Genomic DNA, 23,630 nt, shown 5'->3' on the forward strand with positions numbered 1-23,630 from the left:
CCATTCAGAGTCACCATATGGACGGCAATGGGTGGATCGACATTGGTTACTCGTTCGTCGCGTGTCCCCATAAGAAGGTCTTCGAGGGGCGGGGGCTGCACCACTTACCAGCCGCCAACGGCTCCGGGCTCAACTCGGGCCACTACGCCGTGCTCGGCCTGGTCGGCAACTCCGGCCTGGTGCAGCCGCCCGACGCCCTGCTGCACGCCATCCTCGACGCCGTCGACCACGTACGCGATCAGGGGCGGGCGGGCAAGGAGATCAAGGGGCACCGCGACGGGTTCCCCACCGACTGCCCCGGCGGCCCGCTGTACGCCTGGGTCCAGCGAGGCGCGCCCCGCCCCGGCACCGACACCGCCCCCGGTGACCCGCCCACGACGGCCCCGCCGTTTCCCGGGCGACTGCTGAAGTACCCGCCGGTCATGCGGGGTGACGACGTGCGGACCTGGCAGACGAGGATCGCCGAGCGCGGCTTCGAGCTCGACGTCGACGGCGCGTACGGTCCCGCCTCGCGCGAGGTGTGCCGCTCCTTCCAGCGTCAGCAGGACATCGAGGACGACGGTGTCGTGGGGCCCGTCACCTGGCGCCTGACCTGGGACGCTCCGACGACCTGACCCCGGTTTCCCCAACGGTGCCAGCGTGCGCTTACTATCCAGACCATGGATCTGGCAGCGGGATTCCCTTCCACTGACCGTGACGACTGGCGAGCACTCGCGCTCGCCGTCCTACGCAAGTCCGGGGTCGAGGCCGCCACCCCGGAAGAGGCCCTGTCCAGCCCGACCTACGACGGGATCACGGTCGCCCCGCTCTACGACGCCGCCGACCTGCCCGCCGCCGAGCCGTTCGAGCGGAGAGCACGGGCCGGCACCGGATGGGACGTCCGGCAGCGCCACGACATCCCCGACCCCGAAGCGGTGCTCGCCGACCTGACCGGCGGCGTCACCTCGCTCTGGCTGGTCGTCGGCGACGGGGCCATCCCCGTCGCGGCGCTGCCCAGGGTGCTGAAGGACGTCTACCTCGACCTCGCGCCGATCGCGCTGGAGGCGGGCCCCCGCACGCGAGAGGCCGCCGAAGCACTGTTCGCGGTGGCCGCCGCGCGCGCCGTCCAGGGCGGCGGCCCCGTGCTCAGCGGCAACCTCGGCGCCTCGGCCGCCGGTCCTGGCGCGGTGGGGCCGGAGGTGACCGCCGAGCTCGCGGCGCGGTGCGCGGCCGACTTCCCGGCGCTGCGGGCCGTCACCGTGGACGCCACGCCCTACCACGACGCCGGTGGCAGCGACGCCGAGGAACTGGGCTGCTCGATCGCCCTGGCGGTCGCCGACCTGCGGGCGCTCGACCACCTGGGGACGGCGCGGGCGTTCGGTCAGCTGGAGTTCCGTTACGCGGCGACCGACGACCAGTTCGCCACCATCGCCAAGCTGCGCGCCGCCAGAAAGCTGTGGGCCAGGGTCGCCGACGTGTGCGGCGTCGAGAGCCCGCAGCGCCAGCACGCGGTGACGAGCTCGGCCATGATGACCGCCCGCGACCCCTGGGTGAACATGCTCCGCACCACCCTGGCCTGCTTCGCCGCCGGGGTGGGCGGCGCCGACGCGGTCACCGTCCAGCCCTTCGACGCCGCCCTGCGGCCGCCCGACGCGTTCTCCCGCCGGATCGCCCGGAACACCCAGCTGCTGCTCCTGGAGGAGGCGGGCGTCGGCCGGGTGGCCGACCCGGCGGGCGGCTCCTGGGCCGTCGAGCGCCGCACCGCCGACCTGGCCGAGCGCGCGTGGGCCTGGTTCCAGGAGATCGAGGCGGCCGGCGGGGTCGAGGCGGCGGGCGAGCTGATCTCCGCCCGGATCGCCGCCACCCGTGAACGCCGCGCCGCCGACATCGCACACCGCCGCCTCCCGATCACCGGCGTCAGCGAGTTCGCCCACCTTGACGAGAAGCCCCTCCGCGCGTCCCCCTCCGCCCACGAGACGCCGCCCGCTCAGGAGGCGCTGGGAGCCGAGGAGGCGTCATCTGCTCAGGGGATGCCGGCGATCCGCTACGCGCGGGAGTTCGAGGCGCTGCGTGATCTCGCCGACGCGCAGCCCGTACGTCCGAAGGTGTTCCTGGCCACGATCGGCCCCGTCGCGGCGCACACCGCGCGGGCCGCGTTCGCCGCGAACCTGTTCCACGCGGGCGGGCTGGCCACCGAGACCGCCGGCCCCGGCACCGACCCGGAGCAGATCGCCACGGCCTTCGCCGTCAGCGGCGCCACCGTCGCCTGCCTGTGCTCCAGTGACAAGCTGTACGGCCAGCACGCGGAGGCGGTGGCCGCCGCGTTGAGACGGGCGGGCGCGCACAGGGTCTGGCTGGCGGGGAAGGAACGCTATGACGGTGTCGACGCGTGCCTGTTCGCCGGATGCGACGCGCTCGACGTGCTCCGCACGACCTTCCGCGACCTGGAGGTGACGGCATGATCCCGGACTTCTCCCGCATCCCGCTGAACGACTCGGTCCGGTCCGTGCCGGACGACGGGCCCGCCGAGGGAGAGCCGTGGCTGACGCCGGAAGGGATCGCCGTCAAGCCCCTCTACACGGCCCAGGACCTGCGAGGGCTCGACTTCCTGCACACCTATCCGGGAGCGGCGCCGTACCTGCGGGGCCCTTATCCCACGATGTACGTGAACCAGCCGTGGACCATCCGCCAGTACGCCGGTTTCTCCACGGCCGCCGACTCCAACGCCTTCTACCGGCGTAACCTGGCGGCCGGGCAGAAGGGCCTGTCGGTGGCCTTCGACCTGGCCACGCACCGGGGCTACGACTCCGACCACCCGAGGGTCGCCGGTGACGTCGGGATGGCGGGGGTGGCGATCGACTCCATCTACGACATGCGGCAGCTGTTCGACGGGATCCCGCTGGACCGGATGTCGGTGTCGATGACGATGAACGGCGCGGTGCTGCCGGTCCTGGCGCTCTACATCGTCGCCGCCGAGGAGCAGGGGGTGGCGCCCGAGCAGCTCGCCGGCACCATCCAGAACGACATCCTCAAAGAATTCATGGTACGGAACACGTACATCTATCCTCCGACCCCGTCCATGCGCATAATCTCGGATATTTTTGCTTATACGAGTGAAAAGATGCCGAAATTCAACTCTATTAGTATTTCTGGGTACCATATTCAGGAGGCGGGAGCCACCTGCGATCTGGAGCTCGCCTACACGCTGGCCGACGGGGTCGAATACCTGCGGGCGGGGGTCGCGGCGGGGATGGACGTGGACCGGTTCGCGCCACGGCTGTCCTTCTTCTGGTGCATCGGCATGAACTTCTTCATGGAAGTCGCCAAGCTCCGCGCGGCGCGCCTGCTCTGGGCCAACCTTGTATCCGGATTTAATGCGAAAAATCCGAAATCGTGGAGTTTGCGGACGCATTCCCAGACCTCCGGCTGGTCGCTCACCGCCCAGGACGTCTTCAACAACGTCGCCCGCACCTGCGTCGAAGCCATGGCCGCCACCCAGGGCCACACCCAGTCCCTGCACACCAACGCCCTGGACGAGGCGCTCGCGCTGCCGACCGACTTCTCGGCCCGCATCGCCCGCAACACCCAGCTCCTGCTGCAGCAGGAGTCCGGCACCACGCAGGTGATCGACCCCTGGGGCGGCTCCTACTACGTCGAGCGCCTCACCCACGACCTGGCCGAACGCGCCTGGACCCACATCCAGGAGGTCGAGGAGGCGGGCGGCATGGCCAAGGCGATCGAGGCGGGCCTGCCCAAGCTCCGCATCGAGGAGGCCGCCGCCCGCACCCAGGCCCGCATCGACTCGGGCCGCCAGCCGGTCATCGGCGTCAACAAGTACCGTCCCGAGGCCGACGAGCCCATCGAGGTGCTCAGGGTCGACAACCGCGCGGTGCGCGCCCAGCAGCTCGACAAGCTCCGCAGGCTCAGGGCCGAGCGTGACGAGGACGCGGTCGGGCGGGCGCTGGACGCGCTGACGAAGGCCGCCGACAACCCCGCGCCCGGCCTGGAGAACAACCTGCTCAAGCTCTCCGTCGACGCCGCCCGCGCCAAGGCCACCGTGGGGGAGATCTCCGCCGCGCTGGAGCGGGTGTTCGGCCGGCACGCCGAGCAGGTCCGTACCATCTCGGGGGTGTACCGCGACGAGGCCGGACCGGCCGGAGACATCGAACGGGCGCGGCAGGCGTGCGCCGACTTCGAGCGCGCCGAGGGCCGCCGCCCGCGCATCCTGGTCGCCAAGATGGGCCAGGACGGCCACGACCGCGGCCAGAAGGTGATCGCCACCGCCTTCGCCGACCTGGGCTTCGACGTGGACGTCGGCCCCCTGTTCCAGACGCCGGAGGAGGTGGCCAGACAGGCGGTCGAGGCCGACGTGCACATCGTCGGGGTCTCCACCCTGGCGGCCGGCCACCTCACGCTGGTGCCCGCGCTCAAGCAGGCGCTCGCCGACCTGGACGCCGGGGACGTGATGATCGTGGTCGGCGGCGTCATCCCACCGGACGACTTCGCGGAGCTGCGCGCCGCCGGCGCCGCCGCGATCTTCCCACCCGGCACGGTGATCGCCACCGCCGCCCTGGACCTCCTCACAGAGCTCCGCAAGCGTCAGTAGCCCCTGCGACGTTCGTCGCGGCTCTCCTCCGGCTTCTCGAACAGAAGCATGGGGGCACCCGGCTCCTCAGCGGCAAATATTGTGATCTGTCGAGAGTTAAGCTCGTGTGACCAGCAGAGAAGGAGGGCCCAGGTGCGGTCGCTGGAGGACTATGTCCGGGGCGTCAAGGCGGGCTCGCGTACGTGGATCGCCCGTGCGATCACGCTCGTGGAGTCCACCAGGCCCGACCACATGGCCCAGGCGCAGCGGCTGCTGGTCGAGCTGACGCCGCTCGCGGGTCAGGCGAGGCGGGTGGGCGTGTCCGGCGTTCCCGGCGTCGGCAAGTCGACCTTCGTCGACGCGCTCGGCACGTCGCTGACCGGCCAGGGGCACAAGGTGGCCGTGCTGGCCGTGGACCCCTCCTCCACCAGGACCGGCGGCAGCATCCTGGGCGACAAGACGCGGATGGCCCGGTTGTCCGTGGACCCGGCCGCGTTCATCCGGCCCTCGCCCACCTCGGGCACGCTCGGCGGCGTCACCAAGGCGACCAGGCAGGCCATGGTCGTGGTGGAGGCGGCCGGGTTCGACGTGGTGCTGGTCGAGACCGTCGGCGTGGGCCAGTCCGAGACGGCGGTGGCGGACATGGTGGACACCTTCCTGCTGCTCACGCTGGCGCGCACCGGGGATCAGCTCCAGGGCATCAAGAAGGGGGTGCTGGAGCTGGCGGACGTCATCGCGGTCAACAAGGCCGACGGCGAGCACGCGCTCGCGGCGAAGAAGGCGGCCCGCGAGCTGGCCGGGGCGTTGCGGATGCTCCGCTCGGACACGCCCCCGCCTCCGGTGCTGACCTGCAGCGCGCTCACCGGCGATGGGCTGCAGGAGGTGTGGCGTCAGGTCCTCGCCCACCAGGAGGGCCTCGACCTGGCCGCCAAGCGCAGCCGTCAGCAGGTGGGCTGGACCTGGACGCTGGTCCGTGACCGCCTGCTCACCGCGTTGCGCAACGACCCGGAGGTGGCGGCGATCAGCGCCGAGGTGGAGCGGGAGGTGCTGGCCGGCACGCTGACCCCGGCGCTGGCGGCCGACCGGCTGCTGTCCGTCTTCAAGCTGTCCGTCTCCGAGCTGGTCTCCGAGCCGCTGGTCCCCGGGCCGCCGGTCCCCGAGCCGCCGGTGCTCAAGCGCGGCACGGACTGAGGCGTACCGGCCTAAAGGCGGCTCATGATCCTTCGGAGGATCGCCGGGGTCGAGGCCATGGGCTCCGCGTGGATGCCCAGCTTGTTCAGCAGGTGCTGGTAGGGGAGCACCTCGGCCTCCCTGCTGAAGTACTGGGCGCCGTTGACCTGTTCGAGGTAGACGACGTCGTTCAGCTCCGCCTGGGCGAAACGCATGATCGTGATGGGCCCCACACCGCCGACATGGGCGCCGGAGGTGAACGGCAGCACCTGGATCGTGATGTGCGGCTGGCCGGCGAGCTCGGCGAGGTGTTCGAGCTGGGCGCGCATCATGGCGCTGCCGCCGACCTGGCGGTGCAGCGCCCCTTCGTCCAGCACCACCCAGATCTTGCGCGAGGAGGGCGGCGTCAGGATCCGCTGGCGGTGCATCCGCATCGCCACCCGGCGCTCGATCTGCTCGGCCGTGACGGTGTCGTAGCCCTGGGCGATGACCGCGCGGGCGTAGTCCTCGGTCTGCAGCAGGCCCGGGATGAGCTGGACCTCGTAGATGCGGATCAGCGCCGCGTCCTGCTCCAGCCCGACGTAGGCCTCGAACCAGTCGGGGATCACGTCCCGGTAGTCGTGCCACCAGGGGAGGGCGTTGGCCTGCTCGGCGAGGGAGAGCACGGCCGAGCGCTCGGACTCGTCCAGGCCGTACAGGACGAGCAGGTCGGCCACGTCGCGGAGCTTGAACGCGCTCCGGCCGAGCTCCATGCGGCTGATCTTGGAGTGTGAGCCCCGGATCTCGTACCCGGCGCGTTCGCGGGTGATCCCCTTGGCCTCGCGCAGCCGGCGCAGCTGTGCCCCGACCAGCATGCGCAGTGCCGTCGGCCCGGCCCTGCGGGAATCACCCTCGGGAACGTCCCTCAGGTCACCCATACTGCGAGCACGTCGCATAGATGCTCCTAGATCGGCGAAGATCGCCGCGAAACGATCGCGGACCATCTTGCCACGCTGAACGGTTCGGCCACCATGCGCTTTGGAGATCGTACGCTGTCGGCGTGGCGGCGTGACGTCCGGTGCTGGAGCCGTCCGTGAGAGGCCGCCGTGAGGGTGGCGGGATCAGGGCTTTCTGCCGACGCCGCAGAAGCCGGAGACCTCGGCCGGCTCGCCCCAGGGGGTGGCCTCGACCCGCCAGCGGGACATCGAGACCAGGCCGGGCTCCAGCAGTTCCAGGCCGTCGAAGAAGCGGCTGACCTCGGCGTGGGTGCGCGGGGTGATCGTGTCGGTGGCCTGCTCGTTCCACGCCTGCTGGGCCTCGGAGTTGGCCTGTGCGGTCTGCTCGCCGCCCAGGTCGAGCGTGGCGTGCGTGAGCGCCATGTGGCTGCCGGACGGCACGGCGTCCATCAGCCGTGTCACGATGCCGCGCACCTGGTCGAAGTCCGGGATGAAGTGCAGGATCCCCAGCAGCATGATCGCGACGGGCCGGGTGAGGTCGAGCGTCCGCGCGGCGTGCTCCAGGATCGTGTCCGGGTCGCGCAGGTCGGCGTCCACGTAGGCGCAGGCGCCCTCCGGGGAGGCGGTGAGCAGCGCGTTGGCATGCAGCAGCACCAGGGGGTCGTTGTCGACGTAGACGATCCGGGACTCCGGGGCGACGCGCTGGGCGACCTCATGGGTGTTGTCCATCGTCGGCAGGCCGGTCCCGATGTCCAGGAACTGGCGGATGCCCGCCTCGCCGGCCAGGTGGCGCACGGCGCGGCCGAGGAAGGCCCGGTCGGTCCTGGCGATGTCGATGATCTCAGGGAAGATCGCCCGGTACTGCTCGCCGGCCGCGCGGTCGACGGGATAGAAGTCCTTGCCACCGAGGAAGTAGTTCCATACCCGCGCCGAGTGCGGCACGGTCGTGTCCATCTCGGGTGGGGATTCCTGCCGCGACGAGTCCATGGGGGGCGTCTCCTCCTGATTTGTCCCCCAACAACGTAGCCTCCCCTGCCTTGCCGGGCCACAGGAATGATCACCCTGCTCGACCCCCTGGCCGCATGTGCTATTTTCTGGCCATGCGGCCAGAAAATAAACCGATAGGCCAGAAAGGGCGCTCCTTCATCGAGGAGGCACGGCGCGCGCAGATCATCGCCGCCGCCATCGAGGTGATCGCCGAGCACGGCTTCACCCACGCGTCACTGGCCCGGATCGCCCAGCACGCCGGGATCAGCAAAGGCGTCATCTCCTACCACTTCGCCGGCAAGAACGAGCTGATGGAGGAGGTGGTCACCCGGGTCTACAGCGAGATCGTCGAGCACGTGGTGGCCAGGATGGACGACGTCAGCACGGCCGCCGGCCTGCTGCGCACGCAGATCCTGTCCGTCACCGCGTACATGCGGGCCAACCGCGCCCATCTCATCGCGCTCGGCCAGATCGTCAACCACCTGCGCACCGACGACGGCGAGCCGCGCTACGGCATCAACGGCAACGAGGAGATCTACCGGTCGCTGGAGGAGATCTACCGGCTCGGCCAGGAGAACGGCGAGTTCAGGCAGTTCGACGTCCGGGTGATGGCGATCACCCACTCCTCGGCCCTCGACAACATGTTCGCCTACTGGGTGGCCAACCCCGGCCACGACCTCGACGCCCACGCACGCGAGCTGGCCGACCTGCTGGAAAGGGCGTGCACATGAAGACCGAGCCGAGGACCGCGTCCAGGCTCTACGCCGTCGACAACCTCCGCGTGGTGCTCACCGCGCTCGTCGTCCTGCACCACGTCGCGCTCACGTACGGGAACCTCCCGCTGTGGTACTACAGCGACCCGGCCCGTGACCCCTCCGGCGTCGCCCTGGACATGCTGGTGACCATCGACCAGGCGTTCTTCATGGGGTTCTTCTTCCTCATCTCCGGCTTCTTCACGCCGGGCTCCCACGATCGCAAGGGCGGGCGGACCTTCGTCCGCGACCGGCTGGTGCGGCTCGGCGTCCCGCTGCTGGCCTATCTGCTCCTGTTGCGCCCCCTGGTCACCCTCGGCGATCACGCCGGACAGGACTACTGGAGGTTCTACCTCGGCACGTGGGATCCGGGGCCGATGTGGTTCGTGGAGGTGCTGCTCGTCTTCGCCCTGCTCTACGCCCTCTACCGGCGCGGGGGACGCCCCGCCGAGGCGCGTCCGTCGGCGGTGCGGGCGCGGTGGATCGTGCTGTTCGTGCTGGGCCTGTCGGTGGCGACGTTCCTGTGGCGGATCCCGGTCCCGGCCGGCAGCCACGTGCCGGTGCTGGGGCTGCCCACACCCTCCTTCCTGCCGCAGTACGCGAGCATGTTCGTGGCCGGGATCGTCGCCTTCCGGCGCGGCTGGTTCGAGACGCTGCCCGCCCGCGCCGGAAGGGTCGGCCTCGCGGTCGCGGGCGTGTCGTCGGCGGTGCTGGTGCCGTTCTCGGTGATGACCACGGGAGCGGTCTCGACGGCGCTGACCGCGACCTGGGAGTCCGCGTTCGCGGTCAGCCTCGTCATCGGGCTCGTGGTGCTCTTCAGGGAGCGCTTCGGCGCCCAGGGGAGGCGTGGCAGGTGGCTGTCCGCGCACGCCTTCACCGTCTACATCGTCCATCCCCTCGTGCTGGTCGCCGTCGGTCACGCACTGAGCGGCCTGCAGGCGATCGCGATCGTCAAGTTCGCGGTCGCGGCCGTCGTCTCGCTGCCGCTGTGCTGGGGGCTGGCCTACCTGGTGCGCTCCCTGCCGGGGGCCAGGCGGGTGCTGTGAGCCGCGCGGATCAGACGGGATCCTGGTAGAAGGCGTCGAGGGTGTCGCCGTAGCGCTGCTCGACGGCCTTGCGCTTGACCTTGAGGCTGGGGGTGAGCTCCCCGCCCTCGACGGTGAAGTCCTGGGCCAGGATGGCGAACTTCTTGATCGTGGAGTAGCTCGCCTGCTCGGCGTTGACCTGCTCGACCGCCTTCTCCACCTCCTCGCGCATCCGCGGGTGCCCGCGCAGCTCCTCCGGGTCGGTGGGCAGGCCGAGGGACCGCGCCCACGGTACGGTCACGTCCAGATCGAGCGTCACCAGCGCCGTGCAGTAGTTGCGGCGGTCGCCGTGCACGAACACATGCGACAGGTACGGGCACGCCGCCTTGAGCCGGCCCTCCAGATAGGTGGGCGCGACGTACTTGCCGCCGGAGGTCTTGATCAGCTCCTTCTTGCGGTCGGTGATGGACAGCCGCCCCTCGGCGTCGAGCTCGCCGATGTCGCCGGTGTGCAGCCAGCCGTCCTCCAGCGCCTCGGCCGTCTCCTCCGGCAGCCCGTGGTAGCCGCGCATGACGCCGCGCCCGCCGATCAGGACCTCCCCGTCCTCGGCGATGCGCACCGTCGTGCCGGGGAGCGGCGGCCCGACCGTGCCGAACTTCACGCTGCCGGGCCGGTTGAAGAAACTGCCGGCCGAGGACTCGGTGAGGCCGTAGCCCTCCAGGATCGTCAGCCCCGCCGCGTCGAAGAACTCGGCGATCTCCGCCGAGAGCGGCGCCGCCCCCGAGATGAAGAAGCGGATCCGGCCGCCGAACCTGGCCCGCAGCTTGCCGAAGACCAGCCGGTCCGCCACCGCGAACTCCAGCCGGGTGGTCAGCGGGACCGCCGCGCCACGCTGGCGCGCCCGCACCACCCGGACGCCGGTCGCCCGCGCCCACTCGAAGATCTTCAGCTTGACGCCGCCCTCGCGCTGCTGGGTGGCGGCCACGGTGTTGTGGATCTTCTCGAAGATGCGCGGCGCCGCGGCCATGAAGGTCGGCTGGAGTACGCCCAGGTTGTCGGCGATCCGGTCCAGGCGGCCGTCGATCGCGGTCGGCACCCCGACGCCGATCATCACGACCTGCAGCAGCTTGCCGAACGAGTGCGACAGCGGCAGCCACAGGAAGTGCAGGTCGTCGCCGGTGAGCAGGCCGAGCTCGCGGACGGCGCCGGCGGCGTACAGCCAGTTGTCATGGGTGAGGACCACCCCCTTGGGCCGGCCCGTCGTGCCGGAGGTGTAGATGACCGTGGCCACGGCGTCCGGCCCGATGGCGTCCACCATGGCGTCGTAGTCGCCCTCGCCGCGCACCGAGTCCAGCGTGATCACCCAGCCGTCGTCGCCGGGCGTACCGTCGATCACCACGACCCGCGTGACGTCGGGCAGCTCATCGCGCACGGAGGTGAGCTTGGCCACCTGCTCGTCGTTCTCGGCGATGACGATCGTGCTGCCGGAGTCGTTGATGACGAACGCCGACTCGGCCGCGGTGTTGGACGGGTAGATCGTGGTGGTGGCCGCGCCCGTCGACAGCACCGCCAGGTCGCACAGCACCCACTCGAGCCTGGTGGAGCAGAGGATCGAGACCTTGGTGCCCGGACCGGCCCCCAGCCCGGCCAGCCCGAGCGCCAGTTCGCGCACCCGCTCCCCGACCTCCCGCCACGACATCGAGCTCCAGCCGTCGCCTGACGGCGTGCGGTAGGCCTCGGCGTCGGGAGTGGCCGCGATCCGGTCGCGGAGCAGGACGGGGATGCTCGACATGCCTGACCTCCTGTGGGGGGAATGAGCAGACTCTAAGGCGAACGAAGCGGATCAGTCGATGGTCCCGGCCCGCCTCGTGCTCCCGGACGTGCTTCCCACCAGGCCTCCGGTGCGCACCTCCCACACGCCGCAGGCGCACCGGAGGTAGGAGACGGTCCCGTCGGAGGTGAGATGGGAGGAGACGACGGTCATGGCGAAGGGGTCGTGGAGATGTCTGGAGTCCATGGGACCAACCTGATGTAATGGCCTTATGCTTTTCAATACTTACGGGGGGAACGGGGCCGCGCTGTCGGCCGCGCTGGTCAACGCCACCGACCTCCGTCCGGAGCCGCTCGCCGCCCTGCTCGCCGAGCACGGGATGGTGCGCACCGTGCTCACCCCGGCCGAGGCCGTGGAGGTGGCGGCGTGGGCGCGGCGGCTCGCCCCGGTCTTCGGGGAGCCCGTGCGGGACAAGCAGATCGGGCTGGTCAACGACCTGCTGGCGATCACCGCCGCCAAGCCGCACATCAGCGCCCACGACGGCTACGAGCCGCACCTGCACTTCTACTCCATCGAGGCGGACATCGTCTCCCGCGCCAAGGACACCACCTCCGGCGGCCTGGCCATGGCCATCTGCTTCTCCGACGGGCGGCGCCTCGGCCGCTGCGACCGGCGGGGCTGCGAGACGGTGTACGTCGACACCTCACGCAACGGGCGCAGGCGATTCTGCTCGCTCGCCTGCGCCAACCGCGTCAACGTGGCCGCGCACCGGGTCAGGAGCGCCGCCGTCCGCGACGATGTGGTGGCCTGAACGCGGATTGACGTGGTGGGATGAAGCGGGAAATAGTGTGGCGGGTGGCTGCCTCCCGGATGATCTCCTGCGCACTCGCCCTGGCGACACTCACGCTCAGCGCGTGCACCTCGACGGGCCCGACCCTGACCGGCGGCGAGCCCCGGGCCGGCGGGGTCGCCGGAGGTGACGAGTCCGGTGAAACGGTGCGGCAGAGCCCCTCCCCGAGCGCGTTGACCGCCGAGGCGTACAAAGGCGAGCTTGAGACCAGGCACAAGACCATGAGCGGCGCGATCAGGTCCATGGTGGCCGCGCGCACCGTCAAGACCCTGGACCAGCGGGTGGCGCGGGCCCAGAAGGCGCTCGACGGCGCCGCCACCGAGCTCGCCGCGCTGGTGCCGCCGCCCGAGGTCCAGGCCCAGCACGACGCCTACCTCACGAGTCTGCGCGATGTGGCGACCGATCTCGACTCGACCGCCGCCAAGGTCGGCGCCTTCGACCTGTGCACCTCGCCGGCCGTGCTCACCGACCTCGGCGACGGGCTGTCCGAGCTCGACCAGGCGGGCGAGGCGCTGCAGGACGCCGGCGACTACCCGGCCGACGTCGTGTCGGTGAAGGCGGGCAAGAAGCAGACCAGGAGACTGAGCAACGGCACCTTCCTGCGCAAGGGCGGCCTGGGCGGGCGCAGCTCGCTGCAGATCCACAACGGCGGCAGCCGCGACGCGGTCATCAACGTCATGCGCGGCAAGTCCAAGGTGCTCAGCGTGTACGTGCGCAGAAAGGCCAAATTCAAGATCAACAATGTCAGTGACGGCACCTACCGGATCTACTTCACCAGTGGTGTCGACTGGGACCGCAAGCGGGGCGCCTTCAGCCGCGAATGCAGCTTCCAGCGGTTTCAGAACTCGGTGAAGTTCAGGACGACCGTCACCGCGACGCAGATCCGGTGGACCGACTGGCGCATCACCCTGCACGCGATCACCGGCGGCAACGCCCGCACCTCGAAGGTCGACCCGGACGACTTCCCCGGCTGAGCCGGCCGTGCGATCCGGGGCCGCGCACCTGGGGTGCGCGGCCCCGCGGGCCGGCTCGCTCGATCAGGTCGAGAACAGCTGGTTGACCCAGCTCTTCTGCCGCTTGTGACCGTAGTGGCCGCCATGGTGCTGCTGAGGGGCTCCCCACGCCGGGCCGGGCGCGGGAGGCGGGGGAGAGGCGTGGTAGGCCGTCTCCATCCGGGACAGCGTCTCGAGCTCGCCATAGTCCAGGAAGATTCCCCGGCAGCCGTCACACTGCTCGATGTGGACGCCGTTGCGCTCATATGTCCGCATGTTGCCGCGGCACTTGGGGCACTGCATCTAGTCGGTCTCCTCAGCCTCGTGGTCTTGACCAGAACCTACCGCGCGCAACGCCGTCATGCTCTGACGATTCTGTTGCACGATTCGACCAACGAATGCTCCACCTCGTCGAGTTCCCGGCCCTCGCGGGCGGCGTTGACCGCCGCCACGGCGGCCAGTTGCACGGTCAGCGCCCTGGCGGGCAGGTCGAGGCGCTGCCACGGGTCCTCGCCGGCGCCCAGCGCGGGCCCGCCCGAGGCCTGGTAGGCGCCCAGGAAACGATCCCAGACGGCAGATTCGAGTAACCCCGCGGCATACCAGGCGGCCGGTCTGGCAAGGTCCCACGCCGGGTCGCCGACGCCGAGGTCGTCCACGTCGATGAGCAGCCACCGGTCACGCTGGACGAGCTGGCCCAGATGCCAGTCACCATGGGTCACCAGGGCCGGGGCCGGCTCGGGATCGGGTAACCCCGAGAACGCCAGCCGTACGAGCTGCTCGACGGGGCCGTCGCCGGTCATCCGCCGCACCGCGCGGGCCGCGCGGGCGGGGCCGCCCGCGGCGGGCAGCGCCGGCAGCAGCGTGAGCGGGACGGCGTGCAGCCGGGCGAGCAGCCTGGCTCCCTCCTCCCAGGGCGCGGAGTCCGTCTCGTCCTGCCTGATCGGGCGTCCGGCCGGCCACACCGTCACCGCGCGGCCCGCCACCGACAGCACCTCCGGCTCCAGCGGCGCCAGCATCACCCCGGCCAGCGCGGCCGAGGCGGTCGCGCGCAGCCGTGGCCGCAGCGCCTCCACGTCGTCGCGCAGTGAGTGCGCCTTGACCACCACCTCGCCGCGGCGCAGCACCACCACGTCCGTCCGCGTCGGATGGAGGACTGACTCACCCCTGCCGCCGTACGCGCTCGCGACCCCTGCCAGCTCCGCCTCAAGACCCACTCATACAGACTAGGGGGCATGAGAATGGGTTTCGCCGTGCCTCAGTCAGGGCCGTGGGCCACCCCGGACAACATGCGCCGGGTCGCCGCCAGGGCAGAAGAGCTCGGCTATCACGAGCTGTGGACCTTCCAGCGGCTGCTCTACCCTGTCGGGCACCCGATGGGCCCGACCTACCGCAGCGCTCACGACCCGCTCGTCACCCTCGCCTACCTGGCCGGGGCGACGAGCTCCATCCGGCTCGGCGTGGCCGTGCTCAACGCCTACGTCCAGCCGGCCGTGCTGGGCAAGCAGCTCGCCACGCTGCAAACCGTCTCCGGTGGCAGGCTGACGGCCGGGATCGGGCTCGGCTGGGTGCCCGAGGAGTTCGAGGCCACCGGCACGAGCTTCGCGGGCCGCGGGCGCAGGGGAGAGGAGTTCGTCGAGGTGCTGCGCAAGGTGTGGACGGACGAGACGGTCGAGCACCAGGGCGAGTTCTACCGGATCCCGCCGTCCTACCTCGACCCCAAACCGTCCCCGCCGCCGCCCGTCCTGCTCGGCGGCACCGCCGAGGTGGCGTTGCGGCGCGCGGGCCGGCTGGCGGACGGGTGGGTCAGCTCCAGCAAGGAGGACCTGTCGGCGATCGGACCACGGATCCGGCTGGTCAGGGCGGCGGCCGAAGAGGCGGGCCGGGACCCGGACGCGTTGCGGTTCGTCTGCCGGGGGGTGACGCGGATCAACGAGGGCGGCGGCCCGGACCGGCGGCTGCTCCAGGGCACGCCGGAGCAGATCAGGAGCGACGTCGCCGCGCTCGCGGGCGCAGGGGTGACGGACGTGTTCCACGACCTCAACTTCGCCCCGGACATCGTCAGCGCCGACCCCAAGGAGGCGATGCGCCGGGCGGAGGAGGCGCTGGAGGCACTCGCCCCGCCGGCCTGACCTCCCGTGCGGGACGAAGACGCGTCGCCCCGCCGGGTCAGCCGCCGTACGGGACGGTGATGATCTCCAGGTTGTGGCCGTTCGGGTCGAGCCAGTAGAGGCCCCTGCCGCCGTCGTTGGTGTTGATCTGGCCGGCGTGCCGGTGGTGGGGGTCGGCGTAGTAGTCGAGGCCGTTGCGCTTGATGCGCCCCCAGATCTCGTCGAACTCGTCCTCCCCGACCAGGAAGGCGTAGTGCTGGGGGTGCACGTCGGACCCGGCCTGGACGACGTCGAGCGAGACGCCGTTGCCGAGTTCGACCACTTTGAACGGTCCGAAGGTCGCGGCCGGTGGCAGGCCGAGGACGTCGGTCAGGAATTCGGCGGTCGCGTCCCTGTCGTGGGCTTCCACGATGGTGTGGTTCAGATGCACGGACACGGGTGTGCTCCTTCCGGGCTTCAGGGCCAGGCTACGCCGCGCGGGCCAGCCGCAGCGCCTCGGCGGCGACGGCGGCGCGCAGGTCGCGGATGCCGTCGCGGCCGCGCAGCGGGTGCACGGCGTTGGTCAGCAGGATCACCGTCAGCCGGTGCGCCGGGTCGACGACCAGGCTGGTGCCGGTGAACCCGGAGTGCCCGAAGGCGCCCGCCAGGGGGCCGACGATGCCGGGGTCGCCCAGGCGCACGCCCAGCCCGTGCCGGAACGGCGCGCCCTCGGCCCCCTGGTCGCGCAGCATCTCGGCCACGCTCTCCGGGCGCAGCATGGGGCCGCCGCCGAGCCGGAGCGCCTCGCCGAGGCTCAGCAGGTCGTCGGCGGTGCCGAACACCCCCGCGTGCCCGGCGACACCGCCGAGCGCGTGGGAGGTCTCGTCGTGGACCTCGCCCCGCACGCAGCCCGGCCCCGGGCGCTCCGGCTTCCACTCGGTGGCGGCGATCCGGGGCAGCAGGCGAGCCGCGGGCCGGTAGCCGGTGTCGGCCATCCCCAGCACCCCGGTGACGCGGGCGCGGACCAGCTCGTCGAGGGGCGCGCCGCCGGCCACCTCCGCCACCCGGCCCGCCATGATCAGGCCGACGTCGGAGTAGAGGTACGGCCCGCCGACGGGTGCGGTGATCGGCGTCTCCAGCATGGCCGCCATGCGGGTGGCCGGGTCGGCGTCCGGCAGTTCCAGGTCGATGCGGCGGGTGGGCCGGAACCCGGCCGTGTGGGTCAGCAGGCGGCGCGGCGTGATCCGCGCGTCGCGCCCGGGCAGCCAGGTCGCCACCGGCTCGTCGAGATCCAGCAGGCCGTCCTCGGCCAGCGACCCGATGACGGACGTGGTGAACAGCTTGCTGATCGAGGCCAGGTCGAAGATCGAGTCGCGGCGCGCGGGCGGCCGGTCCCGCGCGAGGGTGTACGCGGCGTCGCCGTAGCGGACCAGCTCACCGGCGGCACGGGCGGCCAGCACGGCGCCGTCCACCGCGATCAGCGCCACCGAGGCCGGGCACACACGCGGCACCGCGTCCGCCAGGATGGCGTCCAGCCGATCGGACATCCCCTCAACCTCCCCGTAGAACCCGTGGAACCCGTAGAACCATGCAGCACGGGTGTGCCGAGCTCAGCCGCTCAGGGCGTCGCTGAGGCGCTCGCCGTGTGAGTGCAGCAGGGCGCGGGCCTGCTCGGCGTCCAGGCTGTGCTGGATCATCAGCACCGCCACCTTGGCCTGGCCCCCGGCCGCGTCCAGGGCGCTGGCGGCGACCTCGCGGCCGACGCCGGCGATGTCGCTGACCATGCGGACCGCCCGTCCCGCGAGTTTGCTGTTCATCGCCGACATTTCGATCATCTGGTTGCCGTACGTCCGTCCGAGCCGGACCATGGAGACCGTGGAGATCATGTTCAGCACCAGCTTCTGGGCGGTTCCGGCCTTGAGCCGGGTGGAGCCGGTCACCACCTCCGGTCCCACGACGACCTCGATGGGGTGCTCGGCGGCGGCCGACAGCGGCGCGCCGTCGTTGCACGACAGGCTGACAGTCAGCGCCTCACGCCGGGTCGCCTCCGCCAGCGCGCCCAGCACGAAAGGGGCGCGTCCGCTGGCCGAGACGCCCACGACCGAGTCGAGCGGGCCCACGTCAAGGTCGGCGAGCGCGGCGGCGCCCGCTTCGGCGTCGTCCTCCGCGCCTTCGACGGAGCGGGTCAGCGCGTCCGGGCCGCCGGCGATGACGCCCTGCACGAGCTCAGGATCGGTGCCGAAGGTCGGTGGGCATTCGGAGGCGTCGAGGACCGCCAGCCGCCCCGACGTGCCCGCGCCGACGTACAGCAGCCGGCCGCCCTTGAGCATGCGGGCCGCGATCGCCTCGATCGCGTCGGTGATGGCGGGCACGGCCAGCGCGACGGCCGCGGGCACGGTCGCGTCGGCCTCGTTCATCAACGCGACGATCTCGCCCGTGGGAAGCCGATCGATCTGGCTGTAGCGGGGATCGCTCTGCTCGGTGGGCAGCTCAGGTAGCGGATCAATCATGACGCTAATTTCCACCCTTTACGTATCTGTTGTAAATATCTTTCAGACTATGGGGTTATGTCATATGTACGAACCGGAGCTGAACGGCTGGCCGCGGACCCCACGCTCGCAGGCGGAACGCGCCTCGGCCTGATCACCAACCCCACCGGGGTCCTGCCCGATCTGACCCACACCGCCGACGCCCTGCTGGCGGCCGGCGTGCCGCTCACCGCCCTGTTCGGGCCCGAGCACGGCGTCCGGGGCACCGCGCAGGCGAACTTCAGCGAGCCGGACACCGTGGACCGCCGCACCGGACTGCCGATCTACGACACGCACAAGACCGACGGGGAGGCGCTGGACGAGCTGGTGGCGCGTTCCGGGGTGGACACGCTGGTGTTCGACATCGCCGACGTGGGCGCCCGCTTCTACACCTACGTCTGGACGATGTACGACCTGCTGGCGTCGGCGGCGCGGCTGGGGCTGCGGTTCGTGGTGCTCGACCGGCCCAACCCGCTCGGCGGCACGATCACCGAGGGGCCGCCGCTGGATCCGGCGTTCGCCAGCTTCGTGGGCAGGTTCCCGCTGCCGGTGCGGCACGGCAGGACGGCCGGCGAGCTGGCCACGCTGTTCGGCTTCGACGTGGACCTGCGGGTGATCCGGATGACGGGCTGGCGGCGCGACCTCACGTTCGCCGACACCGGCCTGCCCTGGGTGATGCCGTCGGTGAACATGCCGACCCCCGACACCGCCCTGGTCTATCCGGGCACCGGCCTGTTCGAGGGGACGAACTTCTCCGAGGGGCGTGGCACCACCCGGCCGTTCGAGCTGGTCGGCGCGCCGTACGCGGACGACAGGTTCGCGCCCGCGCTCACCGCGCTCGGCCTGCCCGGGGTGCGCTTCCGGCAGACGTGGTTCACCCCGACGTTCCACAAGCACGCCGGCACTCCCGTGTGCGGCGTCCAGCTCCACGTGCACGACGAGACGGCGTTCAGGCCTGTGCTGACGGGCCTGTCGATGCTGCACGTGGCTCGCACCCTGTACGCCGATCACCTGGTCTGGCGGGGGCCCGAGCTGTTCCTGGACCACCTGTGGGGCTCCGGCACGCTCAGCGCGTGCCTGGACGCCGGCGGGGATCCGCGCGAGCTCTGCCCCGAGCCCGGCCACCCCGATGGCCCGCTTCTCTACGGGTGACATCACGCCAGTTCGCGCCCGTACAGCCAGAAGACCCGCTCGGCGCGGGCGCCGACGGCGCGTGAGTAGAACCGCAGCGGGCCGACCCAGCCGATCTGGGCGGTCCGCTGGCCGGCGGCGCGCTGGTCGGCCAGGCAGCGGCGCAGCAGCACCCGCCCCAGCCCCAGCTTCCTGGCGCCCGGCGCGGTGCCAGTCGGGCCGAACCAGCCGGGCCTGGCGCCCCAGGCGGCGAAGGCGAGGATGTCGCCGTCACGCTCGGCGTAGTGCACGCCGGTGGCGGTGGCGGCCTCCCACGCCCAGTTGTCGTTCCAGTGCTCGCGGACGAACGCCACCACCCGCGCGCGGTCCTCGCTCCCCGGCGGGCCCGCAGCGCGCACGCCGACACCGGCCTCCGCCAGCCGCCGCAGGCCCTCGGTGACGCTCAGGTCGGTGCCGGCGCCGAGGTCGGCGGTCATGTTCCAGGCGGAGTGGTAGCGCTCGTAGCCGAGGCTCTCGGCCAGGCAGGCGGCGGCGGTGTAGCGCACGTCGATGCCCGGCCAGGCGTAACACGGCGGGTTTCCGGCGAAGCGGGCCCGCGCCGCGCCCTGCTCGCGCAGCCATCCCTCGGCCGCGCGCACCAGCTCGCGCCCGAGGCCGCGCCCCTGCGCGTCCGGGTGCACGGCCAGCAGGTCGATGTGGCCGACGGCCGGGTCACCGGCGGACATCGACGCCATGGCGACGCCGCCGTCCGCCAGCAACGCCGTCCAGCGTCGGCCCTCGGGCGGGCGGGTCAGCCGCGGCACGAGGTCGGCGGCCTCGTCCACGTCGTACGTCAGCGCCGCCCGCGCCACCTCACCGGCCGCGTCCAGCTCGTGGGCCGAGGGCGGTTCGGCGGGTCCGGCGAGCCGGACACCTACCGCGAAGGCCACCTCACACCTCGCTCAGCGGGCGCGCGATCACGCTGCGGCGCTCGGGGTAGAAGCACGCGTGCTCCTGCGGGAACCCCTCCGTCACCCGCAGCAGTGGACGCTCGTCCGCGCACCGCTCGCCCTGGAACGGGCACCGCCCGGCGAACAGGCACCCGGCGTCGTCCTGGCTCTGGTCCAGCGGCTCCAGCGGCACCACCGGGTGCTCGCCGGGCCGCTCCAGCCCGTGCAGCACCGGGATGGCCGACAACAGCGACTGCGTGTACGGGTGGACCGGATCGGCGATGACCGTGTCCACCGGGCCGCGCTCGACGACCTGGCCACGGTAGATCACGTACAGCTCGCCGTCGCCGCCGATGTAGCGGGCGGTGGCCACGTCGTGCGTGATGAACAGGACGCTGACGCCGAGCCGCTCGCGCAGGTCCTTCAGCAGGGCCAGGATGCCCAGCCGGAGCGACACGTCGATCATCGACACGGCCTCGTCGGCGACCAGCATCTCCGGGTCGACCGTCAGCGCGCGGGCGATCACCACCCGCTGCCGCATCCCGCCGGACAGCTGGTGCGGGTAGCGGGCCAGCACGCTGCCCGCGTCCAGCCCCACCAGCGACAGCACCTCGGCCGCCCGCTCCTCGATCCACTTCTTCGACCGGCCGGTCTGCTGGGCGCGCAGGCTGAGCGGGGCGTGCAGGGTCTGGTGGATGGTCCGGGTCGGGTTCAGGGCGGAGTACGGGTCCTGGTGGATCAGCTGGATCTTGCGGAAGTGCGGCTGCCGCTGCTTGTGCTTCAGCTCCGACATGGCCGTGCCGCCGATGGCCAGCTCGCCCTCGTCGTAGGACTCCAGCCCGGCGATGATCCGGCCCAGCGTGGTCTTGCCGCAGCCGGACTCGCCGATGAACGACGCCGAGCCGCCCTTGGGGATGGCGAAGTCCACCCCGCGCAGCGCCCGCACCTCCCGGCCGCCCAGGATGTTGCCGCGCTGCTTGAAGGTCTTGACGATGCCCTGGCCGGTAATCACGCGTGCTCCTTCACGTTCACCGCATGGCAGGCGACGATCCTCGATCCGAGCGGGACCGCCGCCGGGTCCACGGTGTCGCAGACGTCCATGCGCAGCGGGCACCGGTCCCTGAAGACGCAGCCCTGGTCCGGCACCGAGGTCAGCGTCGGCGGCCGGCCCGGCAGCGCCTGCGCCTCGTCGATGTCGCCCACCAGGCGCGGGATCGCCTTGATCAGACCCCTGGTGTACGGGTGACTCGGCGCGCCCAGCACCTCGCGGGTGGGGCCCTGCTCCACCAGCCGCCCGCCGTACATGACGGCGAGCCGGTCGGCGACCTCGGCCACCACGCCGATGTCGTGCGTGATCACCAGCGTGGTCAGGCCGCGCTCGGCGTGCACCTCACGGACGATCTTCAGGATGTTGGCCTGCGTGATCATGTCCAGGGCGGTGGTCGGCTCGTCCAGCACCACCAGGTGGGCGTTGAGCACCAGCGCCAGCATGATGCCGACGCGCTGGCGCATGCCGCCCGACAGCTCGTGCTGGTGCGAGTCGAGCACCCGCGCGCCGTCCAGGCCCATCCGGGCCAGCAGCTCCTTCGCCTCACGGACCAGGCCCCGCAGGTCCTCCACGCCGTGCGAGCGGCCCAGGTCCAGCAGCTGCTTGCCGACCGTCTTGAGCGGGTTCAGGGAGTTCTGGGCCGCCTGGAAGACGTATCCGACGTGCCTGCCCCTGGCCTTGCGCAGCTGCTCGCCGCGCAGGCCCACCACGTCGCCGAGGCCGTCGATGTCGACACTGCCGGCCGCGATCCTGCCCGGCGGCTGGACCGCGTTCAGCAGCGACAGGGCCAGCGTCGACTTGCCGGAGCCGGACTCCCCGACGATGCCGGTGATCGAGCCGGGCTCCAGGGTCAGGCTGATGTCACGCACGGCGGGCAGCTCGCCCGCCGCCGTCTTGTAGACGACCGTGAGGCCGTCGATGCGCACTCCCGGCGCTTGTTCTGGCACTGCTACTCCTCACGCAGCCGGGGGTTGAAGATCTCGTCCATGGCGTCCACCACGAGCACGATGCCGAGGGTCAGCAGCAGGATGGCCAGCAGCGGCGCCATCAGGTAGCCCAGCGCGTTCGGCTGGATCATGGCCCCCGCCTGGAACACGGCCAGGTTGAGCATGACTCCCCAGTTGTCGGACTCGTACGGCAGGACGCCGAGGAAGAACAGGCCCACCTGCGCATAGACCGCACCCGTGACCGAGATGAGCATGTTCATCGCGATATAGGGAGCCATGCTGGGCAGCAATTCCCTGCCCACGATGTGCTTCGTGGACAGGCCGAGCCCGCGCGCCGCCTCGATGAAGCCCCGCTCACGCAGCGACAGCGTCTGCGCGCGCACCGCCCTGGCCACCCCGCCCCAGCCGAGCAGGCCGAGCACCAAACCCATCTGGATCGGGCTGCCGAACTTCCACACGGTCGCCAGCACCAGCAGCAGCGGCAGGCCGGGGATGGTGAGCTTCATGTCGGTGATCCGCATCAGCACCGTGTCCCAGCGGCCCCGCTTGAAGCCGGAGAACAGGCCGAGCGAGGTGCCGACGACGACCGTGATGACCGCGGTCACCGCCGCGCACAGCAGGACGTAGCGAGAGCCCGTGATGACCAGCGCCAGCACGTCCCGGCCCTGCGGGTCGGTGCCGAACCAGTGCGCCCAGCTCGGCGGCTGGGTGATCTGGTTGACGTCGCCCGGCAGGTTGTCCGGGTAGAACATCGGCCCGAAGACGCCCATGAGGGCGAAGCCGACGCAGATGACCACGCCGGCCATCCGGCTCGGCTTGCGCTTCATCACCCGCCAGACGCCGCGCCAGAAGTTGCGGCGTATGGTCCCGGTGGCCGACGCCGCCTCGGGGATGAGTGTGGCGCTCATGCCGACTCCTCTCCGCTGCGCACCCGTGGGTCGATCACCGTGTAGAACAGGTCGGCCACGATGTTCGCGATGATGATCGCGGCCGTGATCAGCAGGAAGGCGCCGCCCATGGTCGCGTAGTCACGCTCGTTGACGCTGTCGATGAGCAGCAGCCCCAGCCCCGGATAGTTGAAGATCTTCTCGATGAAGACCGCGCCGCCCATCAGCAGCCCCAGGGAGAGGGCGAGGATGGTGAACAGCGGCAGGATGGCGTTGCGCGCGATGTAGCGGAAGACGATCGAGCGCTTCATGCCCCGCAGCTCGGCGGCCAGGATGAAGTCGTCGCCCAGCACGGTCACCACGCTGGACTTCATGGCCAGGATCCAGCCGCCGTACGCCGACAGCGCGTAGGTGACCACCGGCAGCACCGCGTGCTCGGCGAGCGAGCCGAGGTAGCCGGCGTTGAAGCCGGGCTCGAACAGGATGTCCACCGGTCCGTCGGCGGGCAGGATCGGGATGAGCGTCGCGAAGATCACCACGAGCAGCATCGCCAGCACGTACTGCGGGATGCCGTGCAGCAAAGATCCCGAGATGGCCAGGGCGTCACCCAGCTTGCCGGTCCGCTTGATCGCCGCGTACACCCCGAGGATGATCCCGACGAGGAAGCTGACCAGCGTGCCGATCAGCACCGGTAGAACGGTCCACTTGGCCTTCTCGAGGAGCACGTCCAGCACCGGGGTCCCCGGCCTGGTGACGGACTGGCCGAGATCCAGGCGGAACAGGCCAGCCATGTAGTCGACGTACTGCTGCCACATCGAGCCGTCCGGCTGGAAGCCGTACAGCACCTTGACCGACTGCGCGGCCGCCTCCGGCGACATGCCCTGCTCGATCAGCTTCTCGAAGCGAGCCGCCATGGGATCGCCAGGGATGTTGTTGACGATGAAGAAGCTGATCGTGGCGACGACGAGGATCATGACGAACCCGCGGGCCAGGTGGCCCGCGAGTCGCTTGGCGATAGTCGTCATAA

At 71.1% G+C, this 23,630-nt stretch carries 24 protein-coding genes; 10 read left to right on the plus strand and 14 right to left on the minus strand.

From position 1 onward, the window contains the following. The first annotated feature begins 17 nt into the window (after positions 1 to 17). From ACTMTF_RS03205 to meaB, 4 genes are all read left to right on the plus strand, one after another. Positions 18 to 614 carry a peptidoglycan recognition protein family protein gene (locus ACTMTF_RS03205; RefSeq protein ID WP_441109125.1) on the plus strand — a complete coding sequence of 199 codons (597 nt, stop codon included), beginning with the start codon at positions 18 to 20 and terminating at the stop codon, positions 612 to 614. A gap of 45 nt (positions 615 to 659) precedes the next feature. Then, complete coding sequence (locus ACTMTF_RS03210) at positions 660 to 2,441, plus strand: methylmalonyl-CoA mutase family protein (protein ID WP_441109126.1); 1,782 nt, start codon at positions 660 to 662, stop codon at positions 2,439 to 2,441. Beyond that, the gene (gene scpA, locus ACTMTF_RS03215) at positions 2,438 to 4,585 is read left to right on the plus strand and encodes a methylmalonyl-CoA mutase (protein ID WP_441109127.1); all 2,148 of its coding nucleotides are present in this window, start codon (positions 2,438 to 2,440) and stop codon (positions 4,583 to 4,585) included. The genes ACTMTF_RS03210 and scpA overlap by 4 nt, the downstream gene beginning before the upstream one ends. Before the next feature lie 132 nt (positions 4,586 to 4,717). Next, positions 4,718 to 5,755: a methylmalonyl Co-A mutase-associated GTPase MeaB gene (meaB, locus tag ACTMTF_RS03220; RefSeq protein ID WP_441109128.1), complete on the plus strand. Its 1,038-nt coding sequence runs from the start codon at positions 4,718 to 4,720 to the stop codon at positions 5,753 to 5,755. 11 nt (positions 5,756 to 5,766) lie between these two features. On the opposite strand, the gene ACTMTF_RS03225 is transcribed toward meaB, so the two are convergent. Further along, a complete protein-coding gene (locus ACTMTF_RS03225) occupies positions 5,767 to 6,651 on the minus strand; it encodes a helix-turn-helix domain-containing protein (RefSeq protein ID WP_441109129.1) in 885 nt (294 codons plus the stop codon). Between the two features lie 183 nt (positions 6,652 to 6,834). Then, positions 6,835 to 7,656: an SAM-dependent methyltransferase gene (locus tag ACTMTF_RS03230; protein ID WP_441109130.1), complete on the minus strand. Its 822-nt coding sequence runs from the start codon at positions 7,654 to 7,656 to the stop codon at positions 6,835 to 6,837. 113 nt (positions 7,657 to 7,769) lie between these two features. Between ACTMTF_RS03230 and ACTMTF_RS03235 the strand changes: the two genes are divergently transcribed. Beyond that, the gene (locus ACTMTF_RS03235; RefSeq protein WP_441109131.1) at positions 7,770 to 8,387 is read left to right on the plus strand and encodes a TetR/AcrR family transcriptional regulator; all 618 of its coding nucleotides are present in this window, start codon (positions 7,770 to 7,772) and stop codon (positions 8,385 to 8,387) included. Next, complete coding sequence (locus tag ACTMTF_RS03240; RefSeq protein ID WP_441109132.1) at positions 8,384 to 9,454, plus strand: acyltransferase family protein; 1,071 nt, start codon at positions 8,384 to 8,386, stop codon at positions 9,452 to 9,454. The genes ACTMTF_RS03235 and ACTMTF_RS03240 overlap by 4 nt, the downstream gene beginning before the upstream one ends. A 10-nt stretch (positions 9,455 to 9,464) precedes the next feature. On the opposite strand, the gene ACTMTF_RS03245 is transcribed toward ACTMTF_RS03240, so the two are convergent. Next, positions 9,465 to 11,225, minus strand: a complete 1,761-nt coding sequence (locus ACTMTF_RS03245; RefSeq protein WP_441109133.1) for an AMP-dependent synthetase/ligase — start codon at positions 11,223 to 11,225, stop codon at positions 9,465 to 9,467. 51 nt (positions 11,226 to 11,276) lie between these two features. Next, positions 11,277 to 11,450, minus strand: coding sequence for a hypothetical protein (locus tag ACTMTF_RS03250; RefSeq protein ID WP_441109134.1), 174 nt, complete (start codon positions 11,448 to 11,450; stop codon positions 11,277 to 11,279). A 25-nt stretch (positions 11,451 to 11,475) separates the two neighbouring features. Here ACTMTF_RS03250 and ACTMTF_RS03255 point away from each other — a divergent pair, with 25 nt between their 5' ends. Both ACTMTF_RS03255 and ACTMTF_RS03260 read left to right on the plus strand, forming a co-directional pair. Beyond that, on the plus strand, positions 11,476 to 12,015 hold the full coding sequence (locus tag ACTMTF_RS03255; RefSeq protein ID WP_441109135.1) for a CGNR zinc finger domain-containing protein: 540 nt from the start codon (positions 11,476 to 11,478) through the stop codon (positions 12,013 to 12,015). Positions 12,016 to 12,035: 20 nt separating this feature from the next. Continuing rightward, positions 12,036 to 13,028, plus strand: coding sequence for a hypothetical protein (locus ACTMTF_RS03260; protein ID WP_441109136.1), 993 nt, complete (start codon positions 12,036 to 12,038; stop codon positions 13,026 to 13,028). Positions 13,029 to 13,091: 63 nt separating this feature from the next. Here ACTMTF_RS03260 and ACTMTF_RS03265 read toward each other — a convergent pair whose 3' ends face one another. Beyond that, a complete protein-coding gene (locus ACTMTF_RS03265) occupies positions 13,092 to 13,349 on the minus strand; it encodes a TFIIB-type zinc ribbon-containing protein (RefSeq protein WP_397000374.1) in 258 nt (85 codons plus the stop codon). Between the two features lie 56 nt (positions 13,350 to 13,405). Further along, the gene (locus ACTMTF_RS03270; protein ID WP_441109137.1) at positions 13,406 to 14,260 is read right to left on the minus strand and encodes a phosphotransferase family protein; all 855 of its coding nucleotides are present in this window, start codon (positions 14,258 to 14,260) and stop codon (positions 13,406 to 13,408) included. Positions 14,261 to 14,278: 18 nt separating this feature from the next. On the opposite strand from ACTMTF_RS03270, the gene ACTMTF_RS03275 reads away from it, so the two are divergent. Beyond that, on the plus strand, positions 14,279 to 15,175 hold the full coding sequence (locus tag ACTMTF_RS03275; RefSeq protein ID WP_441109138.1) for a TIGR03619 family F420-dependent LLM class oxidoreductase: 897 nt from the start codon (positions 14,279 to 14,281) through the stop codon (positions 15,173 to 15,175). A 37-nt stretch (positions 15,176 to 15,212) separates the two neighbouring features. Here ACTMTF_RS03275 and ACTMTF_RS03280 read toward each other — a convergent pair whose 3' ends face one another. From ACTMTF_RS03280 to murQ, 3 genes are all read right to left on the minus strand, one after another. After that, complete coding sequence (locus ACTMTF_RS03280) at positions 15,213 to 15,590, minus strand: VOC family protein (RefSeq protein ID WP_397000368.1); 378 nt, start codon at positions 15,588 to 15,590, stop codon at positions 15,213 to 15,215. 31 nt (positions 15,591 to 15,621) lie between these two features. Continuing rightward, positions 15,622 to 16,680: a serine hydrolase domain-containing protein gene (locus ACTMTF_RS03285; protein ID WP_441109139.1), complete on the minus strand. Its 1,059-nt coding sequence runs from the start codon at positions 16,678 to 16,680 to the stop codon at positions 15,622 to 15,624. Positions 16,681 to 16,743: 63 nt separating this feature from the next. Continuing rightward, positions 16,744 to 17,643, minus strand: a complete 900-nt coding sequence (gene murQ / locus ACTMTF_RS03290; RefSeq protein ID WP_441109140.1) for an N-acetylmuramic acid 6-phosphate etherase — start codon at positions 17,641 to 17,643, stop codon at positions 16,744 to 16,746. A 57-nt stretch (positions 17,644 to 17,700) separates the two neighbouring features. On the opposite strand from murQ, the gene ACTMTF_RS03295 reads away from it, so the two are divergent. Continuing rightward, a complete protein-coding gene (locus ACTMTF_RS03295; protein WP_441109141.1) occupies positions 17,701 to 18,813 on the plus strand; it encodes an exo-beta-N-acetylmuramidase NamZ family protein in 1,113 nt (370 codons plus the stop codon). A gap of 2 nt (positions 18,814 to 18,815) precedes the next feature. Here ACTMTF_RS03295 and ACTMTF_RS03300 read toward each other — a convergent pair whose 3' ends face one another. The 5 genes from ACTMTF_RS03300 to ACTMTF_RS03320 are packed head-to-tail and all read right to left on the minus strand — an operon-like array spanning position 18,816 to position 23,628. After that, a complete protein-coding gene (locus tag ACTMTF_RS03300) occupies positions 18,816 to 19,721 on the minus strand; it encodes a GNAT family N-acetyltransferase (protein ID WP_441109142.1) in 906 nt (301 codons plus the stop codon). Between the two features lies 1 nt (position 19,722). Beyond that, positions 19,723 to 20,733, minus strand: coding sequence for an ABC transporter ATP-binding protein (locus tag ACTMTF_RS03305; RefSeq protein ID WP_441109143.1), 1,011 nt, complete (start codon positions 20,731 to 20,733; stop codon positions 19,723 to 19,725). Continuing rightward, entirely contained in the window at positions 20,730 to 21,716 is a 987-nt protein-coding gene (locus tag ACTMTF_RS03310; protein WP_397000356.1) for an ABC transporter ATP-binding protein, read from the minus strand. Before ACTMTF_RS03310 ends, ACTMTF_RS03305 begins: the two co-directional genes overlap by 4 nt. 2 nt (positions 21,717 to 21,718) lie before the next feature. Beyond that, on the minus strand, positions 21,719 to 22,624 hold the full coding sequence (locus tag ACTMTF_RS03315; RefSeq protein ID WP_441109144.1) for an ABC transporter permease: 906 nt from the start codon (positions 22,622 to 22,624) through the stop codon (positions 21,719 to 21,721). Further along, on the minus strand, positions 22,621 to 23,628 hold the full coding sequence (locus ACTMTF_RS03320) for an ABC transporter permease (protein WP_441109145.1): 1,008 nt from the start codon (positions 23,626 to 23,628) through the stop codon (positions 22,621 to 22,623). Before ACTMTF_RS03320 ends, ACTMTF_RS03315 begins: the two co-directional genes overlap by 4 nt. Between the last annotated feature and the right edge of the window lie 2 nt (positions 23,629 to 23,630).

Source organism: Nonomuraea sp. ZG12, assembly GCF_052068115.1.
GTDB lineage: Bacteria > Actinomycetota > Actinomycetes > Streptosporangiales > Streptosporangiaceae > Nonomuraea.